Source organism: Flavobacteriales bacterium (assembly GCA_030584065.1).
GTDB lineage: Bacteria > Bacteroidota > Bacteroidia > Flavobacteriales_F > PHOS-HE28 > PHOS-HE28.
In genome coordinates, this window is record CP129489.1 from 908,590 (window position 1) to 925,798 (window position 17,209).

A 17,209-nucleotide genomic window follows, 5' to 3' on the forward strand; every position below is an offset into this window, starting at 1 on the left:
CATCTTTCGCATGTCATCCATTGCCGCGCCTCCCTTGGCCGGATGAATGGACAATAATCGCCCCTTCCCCCGCCCTTGAGCGCTTGCACGCAATCCGGCAGGCCGGGGCCGCAGGCCTCACTCCAGCTCGAACGTCACCTTGGCCGTGATCCGGTACTCCGTGATCCGGCCCTTCTCCACGGACGCGCTCTGGTCCTGGATGTAGATGGAGCGGATGTTCTTCAACGTCCGCGTGGCCTTCTTCACAGCCTGCTGTGCGGCATCCTCCCAACCCACTTTGGAGTTCGCGAGGACCTCGATGACCTTCAGTACGCTCATGGTGATGGGATTTGTCGGATGAAGGTCCATGCGATCCGCGCGATTCCAACTGACCTTCATCAGGATGCGTCGGGCCATCTTCGTTGAAATTCATTCTGGTAATCCCTCGCGCACCATGGAATTCAGTGGCATCATCGCACGATTGAAGCAATACGGCGCGGATCCGTGCATCTCCATCACCACGGCCAAGGCTTCGGGAGACGCCACCCGCTTGCACCGGCACTTGGAGGACGCCTTGGGCGAGGCCATGCTGCTGATGCGCCCGCACTATGGCGACGACCGTGCGGAAGCGGTGCTGCAGCGGGCGCGCCAGGAGCTCGACACCCTCGGCGCACCCGATGAGCGGCCCGGGCTCGCGCTTTTCGCCAGCGCGGCGCATGCCGAGCTCGTGCGCTTGCCTTTCGCCGTGCCCGAGCGCGTCACCGTGGGCAGCAGCTTCTTCACCCGCGACCTGCTCCGCAGCGGATTGGATACCATCCACCATCATGTGCTTGTGCTGTCATGGGACCGTGCGCGGCTGCTGGAGGCGCAGGATGCCTTCCTCATCGGCGAGCACGGCGGCGCCTTCCCGCTAAGGATGGATGCCACGGGTGCTGACCAAGCTGCTGAAGGGGAGGACCCGGACCAGCGCTTCCACCGCCGAGTGGACGAGGCCGTGCGGCGCGCCATCGGGAAGGATGCCACGGTGGTGCTGCATGCCCCTGCAGACATTCAGCGCCGGTACATCGCAGTGGTGCGCTATCCCGGCATCTACGTGGGCAAGCTCGAGCCCGGCGAGGTGGACGTATCCGATGCCGAACTGGTGGGCTTTGCCTGGCAGGTGGCCTACGTGGACCGGAAGCGCCGCGACCTCTCGGACTTCGCGCGCATGGCGCAGTCAGCGCCGCGGATCACGGCCGCGCCCGATGCCATCTGGACAGTGGTGCAGGACGGCAACCCCGGCGTGCTCTTCGTGGAGCGCGACCTGCACTAGGCTGCACTGCTCGACAATGCCCACCCCACGCTCTTCGCGGAGCGCACGAATCACGTGCCCGGCATCGACCTGGTGGACGCCATCATCGAGGAGCAGGTGGCACGGGGCGGCGAAGTGCGCATCGTGCCCAATGGGACGCTGCGGCCGTTCGGCGGAATGGCCTGGAAGCCTCACCCTTGAAGCGGCCCGGGACCGACTACAGGCGTGATTCAGCAGAATATGACCACCGGCATCCTTCATCCGCAGTCTCGTCGCCAGGCTTGCGATGCACCAACAAGGAACAGCATGATCACGAATCAACCAATGATCGCATCGACCTGCGCGCTTATCCTCGCCGCAGGACTTTCGGCGCAGGACAAGGGTTACGTGGCTGTTTCATTGGGCCCGTCGGTCCCCTTGGGCGATTTCGCCAGCGACTCCTTCTCCAACCAGAAGGCGGGCCTGGCGCGGACCGGTGTATTCCTCGAGGCCACGGGCGGGTACCGCGTGGTGCCTGCCTTCGGGTTCATGGGCACCATCCGGGCCGCAGCCAACCCCGTGGATGCGCAAGCCCTTGCCGATGCGCTGGCGTCGAGCGTAGGGGGCACGGTGCGCGTGGAGGCCAGGCCATGGTCCACGTCGAGCGTCATGCTGGGCATCTTCACCGCCATCGACCTTTCGGACAACATCGTCCTTGAGGCGCGGCTGCAGGGAGGCCTGGGCGTGGCCAGCTCCCCGGAGGTCAGTGTCGATGCTTCGGGCAGCAAAGTGAAGGAGACCTCGGCGAGCGGGGCGGCCTTCACCTTGGCGTTGGGCGGCGGGCTGCGGTTCGGCTTGTCGGAGCGGCTCTGCCTGCTCACCAGCATCGATTACCAGGCGATGGAGCCGGAATTCACCGGTGGCGAGTCGACCGGCTCAATGGGCACCCAGAAGTTGCAGGCGTTCAAGCAGCCCATGTCATGGTTGAGCATCGGCATCGGGTTGGGTGTGCGGCTTGCCGGGAAGGATTCATGATGCCAACATGCAGGAGCAAGCCCATCTGAACGGCCTTCCCGAGGGCGCCCTCAACATCGCCCACGAGGCGGTGGACCGCCATGCGGACGGCTCCTTGCGCGATGCCATCGCCCTGCGCTGCATCCGCCGCGATGACCGCATCACCGAACTGAGCTACGGCGAGCTGCGTGCGCGCAGCGACCGCTTCGCCCACGTGATCAAGGCGCTGGGCCTGCAAGGTGGCGAGCGCGTATTCAACCTCACCGGCCGCATCCCCGAGCTCTACGTCAGCGCCATCGGCACGTTGAAGGCGGGGGCGGTGTTCTGCCCGCTCTTCTCGGTCTTCGGCCCGGAGCCCATCTACCAACGCCTTTCGCGTGGCGATGCCCGCGTGCTCGTCACCACCACCGAGCTCTACAAGAAGAAGGTTGCGCAGCTGATCGACCGCTTGCCCGCCCTGGAGCACGTGCTGCTCAACGATGCGGCGCAGGACCTCGACCACCGCGTGCGTTCGCTGCCCATGCTGATGGCCGCTGCACCGGGCACCTTCGCCATCGTGCACACGCGGCCGGAGGATCCCGCCCTGCTGCACTTCACCAGCGGCACCACGGGCATGCCCAAGGGCGCCCTGCACGTGCACCGCGCCGTGGTGATGCACGCCATGACCGGCTGCGCCGTGCTCGACCTGCATCCCGGCGATATCTACTGGTGCACCGCCGATCCCGGCTGGGTCACGGGCACCAGCTACGGCATCATTGCGCCGCTGGTGCTGGGCGCCTGCATCGTGGTGGACGAGGAGGAGTTCGATGCCGCACGCTGGTACCACATCCTCGCGGAGCAGCGTGTGAACGTGTGGTACACGGCGCCCACCGCCATCCGCCGGTTGATGCGCCTGGACATCGACGTGCGGGGTACCCACGACCTCTCCGCGCTGCGCCTGATGCTCAGCGTGGGCGAGCCGCTGCATGCCGAGGCGGTGGTGTGGGCCCAGCGCACCTTCGGCGTGCCGGTACTGGACAACTGGTGGCAGACCGAGACGGGCGGCATCATGATCAGCAACACCAAGGACATGCCGGTGAAGCCCGGCTCCATGGGCAAGCCGCTGCCCGGCATCACCGCCGAGGTGGCCGATGTGGACGGCGACGGCGTGCGCATCCTGCAAGGCCCCGAGCGCAGCGGCCACCTGGTGCTGAAGCGCGGATGGCCCTCGCAGTTCGTCACCTACCTGCACGAGGAGGAGCGATACGCCAAATGCTTCCGTGGCGACTGGTACCTCAGTGGCGACCTGGCGCGCATCGATGCCGATGGCTACTTCTGGTTCGTGGGCCGTGCGGACGACATCATCAAGACCAGCGGCCATATGGTGGGCCCCTTCGAGGTGGAGAGCCGCCTGATGGAGCACCCCGCGGTGGCCGAGGCGGCGGTGATCGGCAAGCCCGACCCGCTGATCGGCGAGTTGGTGAAGGCCTGCGTGGTGCTGAAGAGCGGGCAGGCGGCGGGTGAGAAACTGCGCATGGATATCATCGGCTTCGCGCGGAAAGCGCTCGGACCGGCCGTGGCGCCGAAGGAGCTCGCCTTCGTGGACGACCTGCCCAAGACGCGCAGCGGCAAGGTGCTGCGCCGGCTGCTGAAGGCCCGCGAACTGGGCCTGCCGGAAGGGGACCTCTCAACACTGGAGAAGACATGAGCGCATCCACCATCACCTTCGACCGGGCCACGGGCCTGAAGCACCTGGAGCGGATGCTGCTGGTGCGCCGCTTCGAGGAGGCCTGTGCCGAGCAGTACACCAAGGGCCACATCCGCGGCTTCCTCCACCTGTGCATCGGGCAGGAGGCGGTGAACGTGGGCGTGCTGCAGGCCCTGGGGCCGCAGGACAACATCCTGAGCACCTACCGCGAGCACGGGCATGCGCTGGCGCGGGGCATCGCTCCCGATGCGATCATGGCCGAGCTGTTCGGCAGGCAGGAGGGCAGCAGCAGGGGGCGCGGCGGCTCCATGCACCTGTTCGACAAGGCCGCACGCCTCTTCGGTGGCAACGCCATCGTGGCGGGGCACCTGCCCGTGGCCGTGGGACTGGCGCTGGCCGCCAAGCGCCTCAAGGAGTCGCGCATCACCTGCTGCATCTTCGGAGAGGGTGCCGCGGCGGAAGGCGCCTTCCACGAAGCCATGAACCTCGCCTCGCTGTGGCAGCTGCCGCTACTCTTCGTCTGCGAGAACAACCGCTACGCCATGGGCACCGCGCTGCACTATTCGCACGCCGTGGAGGAATTGGCGGGCAAGGGTCCGGCCTACGGCATCGCCAGCGCCAGCATCGACGGCATGGACCTGTCAGCGGTGATCGCCGCGGCCAACGAGGCCGTGCGCCACATCCGCGACACCGGCAGCCCCTACTTCCTGGTGTGCAACACCTACCGCTTCCGCGCGCATTCCATGTTCGATGCAGAGCTCTACCGCGACAAGGCCGAGGTGGAGGAATGGAAGAAGCGCGACCCGATCCCCGCCTTCCGATCGCTGCTGATCGCACAGGGGGGCATCACCGAGGCCGATGTGAAGGAGGCGGAGCAGCGGGTGGAGGACACCGTGAAAGCCGCCGTTGCCTTCGCCGAGCGCGGCACCTGGGAGCCGGTGGAGGAGCTTACCCGCCACATGACCAGCGATCACTGACACACCACGAGCCACCATGGCCACCATCACCCACTTCGACATTGGCGCGGACGACATGAAGCGTGCGCGCACCTTCTATGAGCAACTCTTCGACTGGACCTTCACCGAGGTGCCGCCCCCGATGGACCACTACCAGCTGATTGCCACCACCGGACTGGACGGCAAGCCGGGCGTGGGCGGTGGCTTGATGAAGCGCGACGCGCAGGGGCGCACCGGCATCACCAACTTCATGGGCGTGGCCTCGGTGGACCTGGCGCTGGCGAAGGTGAAGGAGCTGGGCGGTCAGGCCTTGAGCGGCAGGCTCACCGTGCCCGGCTTCGGCTACATGGCGATGTGCCTGGACACCGAGGGCAATCCCTTCGGCCTGTTCCAAGATGATCCGCAGGCGCAGTGAGGGGCAACAACGAAACCGGCGAAGCATGAAGACCACCTACCGCGAGTGCATCAAGCAGGCCATCCGCGATGCGATGCGGGCCGACGAACGCGTGTTCCTCGTGGGCGAGGACGTGGGCCGTTACGGCGGTGCCTTCGCCGTGAGCAAGGGGCTGCTGCAGGAGTTCGGCCCCGAGCGCATCCTCGACGCGCCGCTCTCCGAGGCGGGCTTCACCGGTGCGGGGATCGGCGCGGCGCTGGGTGGTATGCGGCCCATCGTGGAGATCATGACGGTGAACTTCAGCCTGCTGGCCATGGACCAGCTGGTGAACAACGCCGCCACGCTGCGGCACATGAGCGGCGGGCAGTTCAACGTGCCGGTGGTGGTGCGCATGAGCAGCGGCATCGGCCGGCAGCTGGCCGCGCAGCACTCGCACAGCTGGGAGCCGCTCTACGCGCACATCCCCGGCCTGCGCATCCTGAGCACCGGCACCCACGAGGATGCGCGCGGCATGCTCATCACCGCACTCCAGCAGCCCGATCCGGTCATCGTCTTCGAGTACACCGCCATGCTGAACCTGGAGGCCGAAGTGCCCGATGACGCCAGCGCGGTGGACATCACGAAGGCGAGGGTGCGCCGCAGCGGCACGGACCTTTCCATCATCACCTACGGGCCCGGCGTGTACAAGGCGCTGGAGGCCGCGGAGGCACTGGCGCAGGAGGGCATCTCCGCCGAGGTGCTGGACCTGCGCGTGCTGCGCCCCTTGGACGACGAGGCCATCCGCGCCACCGTGGCGCGCACCCACCGCGTGCTGGTGGTGGAGGAGGCTTGGCGCTCGGTGGGCATCGCCGCGGAGATCAGCGCGCGCATCACGGAGCAATGCTTCTACGACCTGGACGCGCCGGTGCGACGGCTCTGCGGCGTGGAGGTGCACATTCCCTACCCCAAGCACCTGGAGGACGCCTCCATCCCGCAGGTGGCAGACATCGTTCGGGAGGCGCGTCTGCTCCTGGCGAAATGAGCTACCTTACGGGCACAGGAACACCATGAGGACCCATTATGAAACCGTCTATGCCGCGCTGGGACGCCTGTTCCACGCCGTGGCGGCCTGCGACGGGCGCGTTGCGCCCGAAGAGCAGCGAAGCCTGAACGAACTGATCAAGAAGCGCTGGCTGCCCTTCGAGGGCAGCATCGACCGGTACGGGACCGATGCCGCGCACTATATCGGCTTCGCATTCGACTCGGCGGCGGCCAGCCATGCACCCGTGGAGGAGGACTTCAGCGCGTTCAAGGACACACTGCGGGAGCACGCATCGCTGTTCACCGATGAGCTGCGCACCTTGATCTGGGAGACTGCGCACGAGGTGGCCAAGGCCTATGGCGGCGAAAGCGATGCCGAGCAGGAACTCCTGGCCCGCTTGGGCCAGCTCCTCCACGGCAAGCAGATGCCCGCCTGATCGGAGGCATCGCGTTCCCCCGCTGCCATGATCGCATTCCGCATGCCTTCCCTTGGTGCCGACATGGAAGATGGCACGCTGCGTGCCTGGCGCGTGAAACCCGGCGACACAGTCAAGCGCGGCGACATCGTCGCCGATGTGGAGACACAGAAGGGCATCATCGAGGTGGAGTGCTTCGACGAGGGCGTGGTGCATGAGCTGCTGGTGAAGGAGGACGAGAAGGTGCCGGTGGATACCGCGCTGGCGCTGCTGCGTGGCGAAGGGGAGGCGCTGGGACCCGCGGCCCCAGGCGCCGCACCGGTGAAGAAGCCGGTGGATGGGAGACCGGTGGAGCACGTGGCACGGCGTGAAGGGCCAGGCGCCCCGGCGGAGCGCGTGCGGGCCACGCCGCTGGCGAAGCGCCTCGCCCAAGAACAAGGCATCGACCTCGCCACGCTCACCGGTACCGGTCCCGATGGCGCGATCAGCAAGGACGACGTGGAACAGGCCATCTCGGCCCGCATGGCCCCGCCGCATGCCGCGAAGGACAAGCACCACGCCTTCGTGGAGATGATCTCCGGCGCACCGACAGCACCGGTGGATGCGGCGGCGGGCATCCGCCAGGCCGTGGCCGCCGCCATGGCGAAGAGCAACCGCGAGATCCCGCACTACCACCTGGAGGAGCGCATCGATCTGCGAGCGGCCCTGCAATGGCTGGCGGAGGCGAACAAGGCACGCCCGGTGAAGGAGCAGTTGCTGCCTGCCGTGCTGCTGATCAAGGCCACCGCACTGGCGCTGCGCAAGGTGCCCGACCTCAACGGGTGGTGGGTGGACGGCGCCCTGCAGCGCAAGCCGGAGGTGCACCTGGGCTTCGTGGTGTCGCTGCGCACCGGCGGTGTCGTCGTGTCGGCCATCCATCGCGCGGACCAGCTCGGCCTGGATGAGCTGATGCGCCACCTGAACGAGCTCATCCCCCGCGCCCGTGCGCTGAAGCTGCGCAGCTCGGAGCTGTCCGAGAGCACCGTCACGCTCACCAGCCTGGGTGATCGCGGCGCGTCCGTGGTGCACGGGGTGATCTATCCGCCGCAGGTGGCGCTCGTGGGCTTCGGCGGCATCAGCGAGCAGCCCTGGGCGGAGAACGGGGTCATCGATGCGCGGCCGGTGGTCACCGCCACCCTTGCGGCCGACCACCGCGCCAACGACGGCGCCACGGGCAGCCGCTTCCTGCGCACCCTGTCCGACCTGCTGCAAACACCGGGACAGCTATGAACGAAGCCGAGATCATGGAAGCCTTGCGCGCCATCATCCGGCAGGTGGCGCCGGATGCCGACTTAGGCACGCTCGCACTCGATGAGGACTTCCGGCGGGCCTTCGACATTGACTCCTTCGATCATCTGCGCATCATGACCGCCGTGAGTGAGCGCTTCGGGTCGGAGGTTCCGGAGGAGCAGCAGGGCCGCCTGGTTACGCTCCGCCGCCTGGCGGAATGGGTCATGGCAGGGGAACGAAAGCCGAGCCCATGATCCGCTGCGCATCCGAAGGGGGCAGGCCGATAGGGAGGCCCCTTTGCCGGTTGCCGCATCCCATCCGCGAACCATTATGACCGGGCAGGAAATCACCATCGATCTCACCGGCGCAAGCCTCCAAGGCACCCTCACGGTTCCGGCACCGGCCAAGGGCCTCGTCCTCTTCTGCCATGGCAGCGGCAGCAGCCGGCATAGCCCGCGCAACCGCTTGGTGGCCGCCGCGCTGCAGCGCGAGGGCTTCGCCACCTTCCTCTTCGACCTGCTGATGCCCGAGGAGGATGAGGACCCGGAGGCCCGCTTCGACATACCGCTGCTCACGCAACGGCTCATCGCCGTGGTGCGGTGGACCACCGAACAAGCCGCTCTGGCATCGCTGCCCTTGGGCCTGTTCGGTGCCAGCACGGGCGCGGCCTCGGCCTTGGGCGCTGCGGCAGCCCTGCCCGGGGTGGTAAAGGCCGTGGTTTCGCGCGGCGGCCGGCCTGACATGGCCGAGGCGGTGCTGCCGATGGTGGAAGCGCCCACCCTGCTGGTCGTGGGCGGCTGGGACGAACCCGTGATCGGCTTGAACCGCTTCGCCTTTGACCGCCTTCAGGGCGTGAAGGAACTGGTGATCGTGCCGGAGGCCACGCACCTTTTCGAGGAGCCCGGCAAGCTGGACGAGGTGGCCCGGCTGGCTGCGGCCTGGTTCGCGCGCTATTTGCGCTGACCGGTGCGCGCTTCACGCCGCGCGGCTTTATCGAGCAGTGCAATCACCTCCGCGTCGCTGGTCTGGGCGAAATCCTCGTAGTGCGCACCGATGGCGTAGAGGTCGTCGGGGGTTTCCGCGCAGACCACCTCATCGGCCAGCTCCTGCAGCTGTTCCACGGTCTGCACGGCGGCCACGGGCACGGCCACAACCACGCGCTTCGCCCCGGCCTGGCGCATCAACTCGATTGCCGCCCGCACTGTGCTGCCGGTGGCGATGCCGTCATCCACGATGATCGCGGTGCGTCCTCTCACGGTCAGCGGCGGCCGGCCTGAGCGGTAGCTCGATTCACGCTCCCGAAGCACGCCCCGGATGCGTTCCGCCTCCGCGTCGATATAAGCCCTCGGCACGTGGAAGGACGGGTCGATCCGCAGGCCCTGCAGGCTCACCGCGCCGATTGCGAGCTCCGGCTGGTTGGGATGGCCGATCTTCTTGGTGAGCAGGATGTCCATGGGCAGGTGCAGCGCGCGGGCCACCTCAGCCGCCACGTGCACACCGCCGCGCGGTATGGCCAGCAGCACGGCATCCTTCCCGTGGAACGCCTTCAGCGCATCCGCGAGCTGGAGGCCGGCATCGGTGCGGTCGACGAACATGGCGTGAGACTAGACCCGTTCCGGCTTCCCGGGCTGCGGATGCGTGGGCGGGTCCGTGCTCGGCCGCGTAGGCGGATCGTTTGGCCGGGTGACGGGTTCCTCGCGCCGAGGCGTCACCGGGGGCTCGTGAGGCACGCGTGTGGGCGGTTTGCGCTTGGGGGTCTCGGGCGTTGTTGGGTCGGTCATGGTCATTGAGGCCTTTCTGCGGATTGGAGCATGCGGCTGCCCGGCGATGCGTGGGGGTCAACAGCGCTTTCCACGCTCAATCAAGGCCACTGCCCCTGTGCAAGCACCTAAAGATGGCCCGCCGCCCATCCAGCGCACCATGATGCCGATCAGCCCGGTCCCGTTACCTTGCCTGCATGCGAATCCTACTGCTCGTCGGTCTGGTGCTCAGCGCAGCCTTCGGTAATGGGCAGACGCATGCCACCCTGCTTCCCGCGAACCCCGATTACACGGCAGTGGTGAACGACCACCTGGCCGGCCCCGGTGTCACGGTCCTCAATGCCAGCTACCAGTACCTGCCCTACGCCATCGCCACATTCACCGATAGCGTGGCCAGCGTGGGCATGAGCAGCGGCTTGGTGCTGGCCACCGGGCTGGCGCATGTGATCGAACCGCCCAACCTCTCACAGGGCACCACCATGGCCGGGCAGGTCAGCGGGATGGCCGACCCCGACCTGCTGCAGCTGCTGAACCCACCGGCGCCGCAATGGGATGCGGCCATCCTGACGATCGAGCTCATCCCGGCCGGCGATACGCTGCGACTTCGCTACGTCTTCGGCAGCGAGGAGTATGATGAGTACGTCTGCTCCGTGAAGAACGACATCGTGGGCATCTTCCTCTCTGGACCGGGCATCGCGGGGCCTCACAGCAACGGCGCCATCAACATGGCCACGCTGCCCGCCACCGGCCTGCCGGTCTGCGTGAACACGGTGAACATCGGTGTGCCCGGCAGCAACGGCGATGGCTTGTGTTGGGCCTACCCCAACTGGCAGCAGGACACGGTGCATTACGTGGACAACTTCTTCGGCCCGGATTGCGGGCTCGATGGCTATACCGAGGTCCTTACCGCGAAGGCAGCGGTGCTTCCGGGTGCCGTGTACCAGCTCAGGATCGCCATCGCCGATGTGCATGACGGGCTATACGACTCGGCGGTCTTCCTCGAACAAGGCAGCCTCAGCTCGGACCTGTCCACCGGCATGGCCGGAGCCGCGGTTAGTACGCCGTTGCTCTGGTGCGACGTAGAAACGGGCCAAGTGGTGCTGCATGGCCTCTCACCCCGAGGTGGACATACCGTGCTTCAGGCCTTCGATACCGCCGGTCGCATCGTGGCACAAGCCATTGTTCAGGCCGATGGTCCGGTCCTGCGGATTCCCATGCAGCTGGCCGCCGGCTGCCACACCATCCGTGCCGTGCAGGGTGGGACCGTGGTGACCGGGAAGGTGGTGGTGCAGTGAAGTGCTCATCTCCGCGCGTGGATCACCGAAGGAATTGCCCCATCAGCAAGCGGACAGCCTGACCCACGGGTAAGGCTGCGAGGTGGGAGAGGGGGCATGCCCCAGTACATTACACTTCCGCCTTCGACTTCTTGGCCTTCCCGTTCCCGTTCGCCTTCCGCTCTTCCTTCGCATCCACGGGTTTCCGGAGCACGATCCGTCCGTCGAACACATCGATGACCTGCGGTTTGCCGGTCTCCAGGGTCCCTGCGATGATCTGCTTGCTCAATTCGTTCAGCAGCTCCTTCTGGATCATGCGCTTGATGGGTCGGGCGCCGAACTGCGGATCGAAGCCGGCCGAGCCGATGTGCTCGATGAGCTCTTCGCTGGGGATGAGCGAGTAGCCCTTCTCCTCGAGCTTGGCGAGCAGCTGGTGCAGCTGCAGCTTCACGATCTCCCGCACATCCCCCTGGCTCAGCGGACGGAACATGATCAGTTCGTCCACGCGGTTGAGGAACTCGGGCCGCACGGTCTTGCGCAGCAGCTCCATCACCTCGCGCTGGGTCTTCTCCACGACCTCCTCCACGTTCTTGCGCTCCAGCCCTTCGAAGTTCTCCTGGATGATGTGCGAGCCGATGTTGCTCGTCATGATGATGATGGTGTTCTTGAAGTTCACCACGCGGCCCTTGTTGTCGGTTAGGCGGCCATCGTCGAGCACCTGCAGCAGGATGTTCCACACGTCAGGGTGGGCCTTCTCGATCTCGTCGATCAGCACGCGAGTGAATGCGGAAGAAGCGCAACGAATCAGAGTTCTATATTGGACTCGAATCCGGGAATTATTCTTGAACTACATTGGCCATGCTTCGCATCGTTGCCTTCATCTGCGCCGCCCTGCTCTTCCTGGCACTGGCCCGGCTACCGATCGGCTACTACACCTTCCTGCGCATCGCCGTGACCATCGGGGCCTTGCTCCTCCTGCACCACCACTGGACCCGGAGCGGGTTCAATGTCTGGGTGGTCCTCTTCGGGGCGGTAGCCATCCTCTTCAATCCCATCCTCCCCATCTACCTCGGTGACCGCTCCCTGTGGCTGCCGTTCAACATCGCCGGAGGTGTGCTCTTCGTGGTGGCTGGTTTCGCGATGCCACGTACTTCAGGTCGATCAGGCGATCAATAAAGAACGAGACAGAAGATGGCGAGGGTAACCACCTACTTCACCGGCAAGGACGACCTGCAGGCTGTGCTCTTGGTGCAACTCGCCCTGGCGCGCACCTCGGTCCACGTGGCCGTCGCCTGGTTCACCGACGTGCCCCTGTTCAACAAGCTCCTGGAGCGCCAGCGGAGCGGTGTCCACGTGGAGCTCATCATCACGAAGCACGAGTTCAACGACACCTGCGCGAACGACCACGAGGCGATCGCGGAGAACGGCGGGCTCTTCCTGGAGCTCGGCTCGGAGGACCAGCTGATGCACCACAAGTTTTGCATCATCGACCGCAAGGTGCTGCTGCAAGGGTCGTTCAACTGGACGAAGCGGGCCAACCAGAGCAACAACGAGACCCTCACCTTGATCGAGGAGGACCCGGCGAGCGTGAACCAGTTCCTGGCGGAGTTCGAGCGCCTGAAGCGGAACGCAGGGGTGGTGGAGGCCGAGCAGCAGCTCCAGTTGGCCCGGGTCTTCGAGTACTTCAAGCTGCTGCGTGCCTTCATCGGCCTGGGCCGTTCGGCGGACGTGAACGCCCATGCGCACGAGCTGAGGGGTGTGTCCGGATTGGACGGCATCGTGGACCTGCTACTGGCCGGTGAGTACGAGCAGGCGACGAAGGCCATGGAGGCCTTTGAGAGGCGGCACCAGGCCATCGTGAACGTCTCGGCGGTCGAGCGGGAGTGGCTACTGAGCCGCATACGCATGCTGAACGCCATGGTCTCTCAGCTCGTTGGGGAACGGGCCGAGGTGGAAGCGCTCGTTGACCGGTACAACCACCGCTTCCGGGTGGAGCTGAACCCCATCCTGCTGAAGATCCTCGAGCTGAAGAAGAAGATCTACGAGAAGCTCAAGAAATACGGGGTCGACGACCCGACCTATGCTGATCTGGAGGAGGAGTTCAAGAAGGTGAACGAGGAGTACGAGGCGGAGCGCCTGGTGGTGGTGGCCGACCTGAGCGAGGAGGACCAGAAGGACATCAAGGCCATGTACCGGGAGGCGGCCACACTGTGCCACCCGGATTCGAGCAAGTGCGTGTTCAGCGACAAGAAGGAGGCGGAGGAGGCGTTCGGCAGGCTGAGCCAGGCCTACAAGGCGAACGATATCCTTACCGTGCGCGAGATCCTGGCGCAACTGCGCAAAGGCACTTGGCAGGGCGTGAATGAGCTGGACGAGATGGAGACGCTCCGCGCGCAACTGGCAACCCTCGAACACCGCTACCAGAACCTGCTGCGCGAACTCGAGTTGGTGAAGACGACCGAGCCCTACCGAACGATCGAGAAGTTGGATGATTGGGATGCCTATTTTCAAGGCCTGCGCACCGAGTACGAGGCGCAGTACGAGCAATTGGCCAGTGAATACACCAAATAGGTCCGGACATGGGCGATGAAATACAGAAGGTACCTGGTACGGGAGGCGTTCCGTCAACACCGGGAGGGGCAAGCCGATTCGGGCAGAAGTTCCAGCAGTCCGCACAGGGAATAACGGCTCCCATGGAGATCCCCCGGGTCTTCCACCAGCTGGTGATCTTCCTGCTGGATGGTTCCGGCTCAATGACCGCGCTGGGACGGACCGGCCGAACCAAGGGCCAGGAGCTCCACGATGCGATGTACAAAGTGCTTGAGCGTTTGAGAGCGAGCAAGAACAAGAACTGCTTTGACATCAGTTGCCGAGTGTATTCCACGGATGAGAAAGAGATCATCGCTCAACAGACCGTTACGGAGATCGACCTTGCGAAATGGTCCTTCGACCCGGCCGATCACATTGAGGCTGAGGAGACGCACGCGGCAACCTCCTTGGAGGCGGCCTTCGGACAGGCCAGAGGCTACTTGCGCGATAGAACGGACAAGCAGAGCAACGCGCTCATCATTCTGTTGACCGATGGGGATTTCCATGATGAGGACGAGGTGGCCGAAGTGGCGGACAGGATCAGGGAGCATCCGGGGATGTCGTTGGCGACCATCTTCTATGAGACCGAGCTGACACCGGAATGGCAGGAGCTCGTGGGCAGCGACTACAATGAGAATTGTGCTGCGGTGCTGCGGAGCATGGCCACGGAGGAGGCGGACTTCGCCTCCACGGTGGATCCGGAGGCCATCCGCAACCACATGATCAAGAGCATCAGCAAAACGTCGCAGGTCTGAGATGTACTTCGCCGCCGGGCATATCGCCGTCAAGAAGGATCAGGACAGGTCCCTTTGCATTGCGCACGAGCAGTATCGGCTCGTTGCGCTCTGTGACGGTATTGGCGAGTTCAAGGATTCAGGCAGGGTGGCTGAGTTGCTCGTTGAGGCCATCCGGTCGGAGATGCCCGAGCACCGGACCGAGTTGGATGGGATCGTCAGGTCGGCCCAGGAGGGGGTCAAGGCAGGAGGGCTCGTCGGCGGAACCACCTTGCTCTGCTGCTATCAGTGCGGCAGGCACGCAAGCGATGAGGTGACGGTCGCTCACCTGGGCAACGGCGCGATATTCCATCTGGCCGGTGACTTCTATGAACGCGGACCGTCGCAGGTGCCCTATCGCATGCACCATGTCGTGCTACCCCATGTGGATGAGCAGGGTGTGCTCGTGCGCCATGTTTCCCATACGAGCGGCACTCCGGAGTTGGCCCTGTCGGAAACCACTCTTCGTTTGAATTCGCCCCACGGTGATATCCTCCTGCTCGTTACGGACGGGATCGCCACGTTGGAGGAGGAGATGGTGACCCGGGACCCGAGCGGGACGCTCTGGCGGTTGCAGGCCTCCGCGATGCAGCAGGTCCTGGAGCAGCTGCACACATTCCTCTCCGGTGTTCGCGCTCCGATGACCGTTCAAACGGACCTCGGTCGCTTCGTCGCTTCCACGTTGCAGGGCTTGAAGGAGAGCGGTGTGCTCGAGGACGATGCATCCCTGGGCGTGGTGGTCACGGAAGCCGTCCTGTCGCACTACAACAAGCAGCGCAGCTGATGGGCCTTTTGCGCAACATCCATGCGATCTCATCCGTCCCATTCGGACCCAACACGCCGTTCACAGCAGCGACAGAGATCGCCATGGAGGAACAGCCCCTGAACCAGGGCGGTTTCGGTGCGGTGTATCGCCTGCACACGGTGGATGGCCGGTCTGTCCGAGGCGCACTGGTGAAGGTGATGTTCAATGAGGAGCATGGTGAACACGCCTACGAGACGGTGCGCCTGTTGCACGAAAAGTTACGGGGCCGTTTCCATGACGCATTGACCATCGAGCATCCCGAACTGTTGGGCATGCCCTTCTTCTTATTCAGGGCAGAGAATGATGAGGGTGAGCCGGTCGTGGCCATGGCCTTGTGCGATCTAGGAACGCTGGGTTTTGAGGACATGGGAAGTGACAGTTGGGATGCTGCTGCCTACTTCCGCAACACCAGCCCATTGGAGAAGCTGCACCTGGCCTACCAGTTCGCCCGTACCGTCGATGTGCTGCACAACATCGGATTCCTCCATGCCGACCTCAAGGACAAGTCGATCTTCCTGAACACCCGGCAACCACAACTTGCGCTGATCGATTTCGATTCGGGCTTCCATCCGGACACTCAAGGTGCCGCAAGCACCCTGGGCGCCCTCAGCCAATGGGCCAGTGCAAAGCTCAGGGGGTGGATCAAGAGCAAGCAGAGCCCTGGCCAGCTTTCGATCGATGACCGACAGGACGAGGAGCGCTGGGCGCTCGCTTCGGGTGTATTCGAGTTGCTGTCGGGGGTAGCTCCCTTCTTCTTCCTCAGGGATGCAGACGATAACTCCATCGCCAAATACCTCAAGGAGCACAAATGGCCGGAAGTGGATCCGAACTCAGCGTTGGTGAACCCCGCGAACCTGGCATACCACGAGGCCATGCTCCTCTTGCTCCAGGAGCTGGAGGATTCCGGTGGAAAGGACCTGGTAGCAGCGTTCAAGCGGACCTTCAACCGGGGTTACTACAAACCCGGTGCAAGGCCCAAGCCGGCGGAGTGGAAGGTTTTATTGGGCAACCTGTGCAAGCAACATGTGGGCAGCCCGGCGATCACCAGCCTTCAAGGGGATCGCGACAAGATCCACCGAAAGGGAGAACCGGTCAACTTGACCTGGAGCGCCACGCAGCACCGCGCATTGCTTCTCGATGGGAGGCCACTTCCATTTGGTGCCACTGCTGCGGAGGTTGCCCCCAGCGATACCACGGTGTTCACCCTAAAGGCCATCAGCGACTTCGGTACTGCGGAATCCACGTTCAAGGTGGAGGCCGTCAAAACCCCGCCGGTCATACACGGGTTCAATGCGAACAAGCATCTGCGCGATACGCTTGAGCCTGTTGTTCTTGAATGGGCGACCACGGACGCCGTCGAGATCCGCATACTGCCGGTCGGAAGCACGGTGGAACTGAGCGGCACGATCGAGGTACTACCAGAGGCGCCCACCACATATGAACTTCAGGCCTATGGTGGCTTCGGCCAATTGGCCGTTGCGCACGTGCACGTGGAGGTCGCCAGTCCTCTTATCGAGTCGTTCGACTGGGAGGTGAATCTCCTGAAAGGCATCGACAATGTGGACCTGATCTGGCGCACACGCAACACGGTGGAAGTGCTCATTGAGGGCCAACCGGGTGTCCATCCGCCGGAGGGTGTGCTGCACGTGCCCATCCGCCAGGGAACGCCATTCACCCTTACGGCCAAGGGGCTTTTCGGCACAACGAGTGCCTCGCTCAAAGCCTATCCCTTCCCGGTACCCGTGATCGAGCAGATGGCCATGGACTTCCCGCTGATGAACATGACCACCGAGGTGACCATCCCTGCCGCGACCTTCCTTGTCACACCCTTGGACAGGTCCCTTCTGGCTCAAGCACCCACGCCCAGGGACCTTGGCCCCGGGTACCTGCGCGACCAGATGGGCAAGGAACTTTCGGCCCTCAACGAATGGCAGGGCCACTGGATCCTATCGGGCAGAGCCATCTGGGATCGCATCACTGGTAACAAGACTGACGCAGATTGA

At 64.7% G+C, this 17,209-nt stretch carries 20 protein-coding genes; 17 read left to right on the forward strand and 3 right to left on the reverse strand.

The features are described from left to right. Positions 1-117 precede the first annotated feature (117 nt). Positions 118-318: a dodecin family protein gene (locus QY325_03865; GenBank protein ID WKZ67949.1), complete on the reverse strand. Its 201-nt coding sequence runs from the start codon at positions 316-318 to the stop codon at positions 118-120. Positions 319-433: 115 nt separating this feature from the next. Here QY325_03865 and QY325_03870 point away from each other — a divergent pair, with 115 nt between their 5' ends. From QY325_03870 to QY325_03920, 11 genes are all read left to right on the forward strand, one after another. Next, the gene (locus tag QY325_03870) at positions 434-1,291 is read left to right on the forward strand and encodes a hypothetical protein (protein WKZ67069.1); all 858 of its coding nucleotides are present in this window, start codon (positions 434-436) and stop codon (positions 1,289-1,291) included. A gap of 54 nt (positions 1,292-1,345) precedes the next feature. After that, positions 1,346-1,471 (forward strand): hypothetical protein, encoded by a 126-nt coding sequence (locus QY325_03875; GenBank protein ID WKZ67070.1) that lies wholly within the window; start codon positions 1,346-1,348, stop codon positions 1,469-1,471. Positions 1,472-1,594: 123 nt separating this feature from the next. Then, positions 1,595-2,284 carry an outer membrane beta-barrel protein gene (locus QY325_03880; protein ID WKZ67071.1) on the forward strand — a complete coding sequence of 230 codons (690 nt, stop codon included), beginning with the start codon at positions 1,595-1,597 and terminating at the stop codon, positions 2,282-2,284. Positions 2,285-2,291: 7 nt separating this feature from the next. Beyond that, positions 2,292-3,950 (forward strand): acetate--CoA ligase, encoded by a 1,659-nt coding sequence (gene acsA / locus QY325_03885; GenBank protein WKZ67072.1) that lies wholly within the window; start codon positions 2,292-2,294, stop codon positions 3,948-3,950. Further along, positions 3,947-4,927 (forward strand): pyruvate dehydrogenase (acetyl-transferring) E1 component subunit alpha, encoded by a 981-nt coding sequence (gene pdhA, locus QY325_03890; protein WKZ67073.1) that lies wholly within the window; start codon positions 3,947-3,949, stop codon positions 4,925-4,927. Before acsA ends, pdhA begins: the two co-directional genes overlap by 4 nt. Before the next feature lie 16 nt (positions 4,928-4,943). Next, on the forward strand, positions 4,944-5,321 hold the full coding sequence (locus QY325_03895) for a VOC family protein (protein ID WKZ67074.1): 378 nt from the start codon (positions 4,944-4,946) through the stop codon (positions 5,319-5,321). Between the two features lie 25 nt (positions 5,322-5,346). Beyond that, positions 5,347-6,321 carry a pyruvate dehydrogenase complex E1 component subunit beta gene (locus tag QY325_03900; GenBank protein ID WKZ67075.1) on the forward strand — a complete coding sequence of 325 codons (975 nt, stop codon included), beginning with the start codon at positions 5,347-5,349 and terminating at the stop codon, positions 6,319-6,321. 25 nt (positions 6,322-6,346) lie between these two features. Further along, complete coding sequence (locus QY325_03905) at positions 6,347-6,757, forward strand: TerB family tellurite resistance protein (GenBank protein ID WKZ67076.1); 411 nt, start codon at positions 6,347-6,349, stop codon at positions 6,755-6,757. A gap of 27 nt (positions 6,758-6,784) precedes the next feature. Next, the gene (locus QY325_03910) at positions 6,785-8,005 is read left to right on the forward strand and encodes a dihydrolipoamide acetyltransferase family protein (GenBank protein ID WKZ67077.1); all 1,221 of its coding nucleotides are present in this window, start codon (positions 6,785-6,787) and stop codon (positions 8,003-8,005) included. Between the two features lie 14 nt (positions 8,006-8,019). Next, positions 8,020-8,259 (forward strand): acyl carrier protein, encoded by a 240-nt coding sequence (locus QY325_03915; protein WKZ67078.1) that lies wholly within the window; start codon positions 8,020-8,022, stop codon positions 8,257-8,259. 76 nt (positions 8,260-8,335) lie between these two features. Next, positions 8,336-8,968 carry an alpha/beta fold hydrolase gene (locus tag QY325_03920; protein ID WKZ67079.1) on the forward strand — a complete coding sequence of 211 codons (633 nt, stop codon included), beginning with the start codon at positions 8,336-8,338 and terminating at the stop codon, positions 8,966-8,968. Here QY325_03920 and QY325_03925 read toward each other — a convergent pair. Then, a complete protein-coding gene (locus QY325_03925) occupies positions 8,956-9,600 on the reverse strand; it encodes a phosphoribosyltransferase family protein (GenBank protein WKZ67080.1) in 645 nt (214 codons plus the stop codon). The genes QY325_03920 and QY325_03925 overlap by 13 nt on opposite strands. A gap of 362 nt (positions 9,601-9,962) precedes the next feature. Here QY325_03925 and QY325_03930 point away from each other — a divergent pair, with 362 nt between their 5' ends. Then, positions 9,963-11,060 (forward strand): choice-of-anchor L domain-containing protein, encoded by a 1,098-nt coding sequence (locus tag QY325_03930; GenBank protein ID WKZ67081.1) that lies wholly within the window; start codon positions 9,963-9,965, stop codon positions 11,058-11,060. Positions 11,061-11,169: 109 nt separating this feature from the next. Here QY325_03930 and QY325_03935 read toward each other — a convergent pair whose 3' ends face one another. Beyond that, positions 11,170-11,814 (reverse strand): AAA family ATPase, encoded by a 645-nt coding sequence (locus tag QY325_03935; GenBank protein WKZ67082.1) that lies wholly within the window; start codon positions 11,812-11,814, stop codon positions 11,170-11,172. An 83-nt stretch (positions 11,815-11,897) separates the two neighbouring features. Between QY325_03935 and QY325_03940 the strand changes: the two genes are divergently transcribed. The 5 genes from QY325_03940 (at position 11,898) to QY325_03960 (ending at position 17,209) form a co-directional block, all read left to right on the forward strand. Continuing rightward, positions 11,898-12,215: a hypothetical protein gene (locus tag QY325_03940; GenBank protein WKZ67083.1), complete on the forward strand. Its 318-nt coding sequence runs from the start codon at positions 11,898-11,900 to the stop codon at positions 12,213-12,215. Positions 12,216-12,230: 15 nt separating this feature from the next. Beyond that, entirely contained in the window at positions 12,231-13,610 is a 1,380-nt protein-coding gene (locus tag QY325_03945) for a phospholipase D-like domain-containing protein (protein WKZ67084.1), read from the forward strand. Positions 13,611-13,732: 122 nt separating this feature from the next. Continuing rightward, entirely contained in the window at positions 13,733-14,383 is a 651-nt protein-coding gene (locus tag QY325_03950; GenBank protein ID WKZ67085.1) for a vWA domain-containing protein, read from the forward strand. Position 14,384: 1 nt separating this feature from the next. Further along, positions 14,385-15,185 (forward strand): protein phosphatase 2C domain-containing protein, encoded by an 801-nt coding sequence (locus tag QY325_03955; protein WKZ67086.1) that lies wholly within the window; start codon positions 14,385-14,387, stop codon positions 15,183-15,185. After that, positions 15,185-17,209, forward strand: a complete 2,025-nt coding sequence (locus QY325_03960; GenBank protein WKZ67087.1) for a serine/threonine-protein kinase — start codon at positions 15,185-15,187, stop codon at positions 17,207-17,209. The genes QY325_03955 and QY325_03960 overlap by 1 nt, the downstream gene beginning before the upstream one ends.

What these genes read in the sequence shown, in the direction of transcription:
- QY325_03865 (WKZ67949.1), bottom strand. Translation starts at nt 318, where the DNA reads ATGAGCGTACTGAAGGTCATCGAGGTCCTCGCGAACTCCAAAGTGGGT.
- QY325_03870 (WKZ67069.1), top strand. Translation starts at nt 434, where the DNA reads ATGGAATTCAGTGGCATCATCGCACGATTGAAGCAATACGGCGCGGAT.
- QY325_03880 (WKZ67071.1), top strand. Translation starts at nt 1,595, where the DNA reads ATGATCGCATCGACCTGCGCGCTTATCCTCGCCGCAGGACTTTCGGCG.
- acsA (WKZ67072.1), top strand. Translation starts at nt 2,292, where the DNA reads ATGCAGGAGCAAGCCCATCTGAACGGCCTTCCCGAGGGCGCCCTCAAC.
- pdhA (WKZ67073.1), top strand. Translation starts at nt 3,947, where the DNA reads ATGAGCGCATCCACCATCACCTTCGACCGGGCCACGGGCCTGAAGCAC.
- QY325_03895 (WKZ67074.1), top strand. Translation starts at nt 4,944, where the DNA reads ATGGCCACCATCACCCACTTCGACATTGGCGCGGACGACATGAAGCGT.
- QY325_03900 (WKZ67075.1), top strand. Translation starts at nt 5,347, where the DNA reads ATGAAGACCACCTACCGCGAGTGCATCAAGCAGGCCATCCGCGATGCG.
- QY325_03905 (WKZ67076.1), top strand. Translation starts at nt 6,347, where the DNA reads ATGAGGACCCATTATGAAACCGTCTATGCCGCGCTGGGACGCCTGTTC.
- QY325_03910 (WKZ67077.1), top strand. Translation starts at nt 6,785, where the DNA reads ATGATCGCATTCCGCATGCCTTCCCTTGGTGCCGACATGGAAGATGGC.
- QY325_03915 (WKZ67078.1), top strand. Translation starts at nt 8,020, where the DNA reads ATGGAAGCCTTGCGCGCCATCATCCGGCAGGTGGCGCCGGATGCCGAC.
- QY325_03920 (WKZ67079.1), top strand. Translation starts at nt 8,336, where the DNA reads ATGACCGGGCAGGAAATCACCATCGATCTCACCGGCGCAAGCCTCCAA.
- QY325_03925 (WKZ67080.1), bottom strand. Translation starts at nt 9,600, where the DNA reads ATGTTCGTCGACCGCACCGATGCCGGCCTCCAGCTCGCGGATGCGCTG.
- QY325_03930 (WKZ67081.1), top strand. Translation starts at nt 9,963, where the DNA reads ATGCGAATCCTACTGCTCGTCGGTCTGGTGCTCAGCGCAGCCTTCGGT.
- QY325_03940 (WKZ67083.1), top strand. Translation starts at nt 11,898, where the DNA reads ATGCTTCGCATCGTTGCCTTCATCTGCGCCGCCCTGCTCTTCCTGGCA.
- QY325_03945 (WKZ67084.1), top strand. Translation starts at nt 12,231, where the DNA reads ATGGCGAGGGTAACCACCTACTTCACCGGCAAGGACGACCTGCAGGCT.
- QY325_03950 (WKZ67085.1), top strand. Translation starts at nt 13,733, where the DNA reads ATGGAGATCCCCCGGGTCTTCCACCAGCTGGTGATCTTCCTGCTGGAT.
- QY325_03955 (WKZ67086.1), top strand. Translation starts at nt 14,385, where the DNA reads ATGTACTTCGCCGCCGGGCATATCGCCGTCAAGAAGGATCAGGACAGG.
- QY325_03960 (WKZ67087.1), top strand. Translation starts at nt 15,185, where the DNA reads ATGGGCCTTTTGCGCAACATCCATGCGATCTCATCCGTCCCATTCGGA.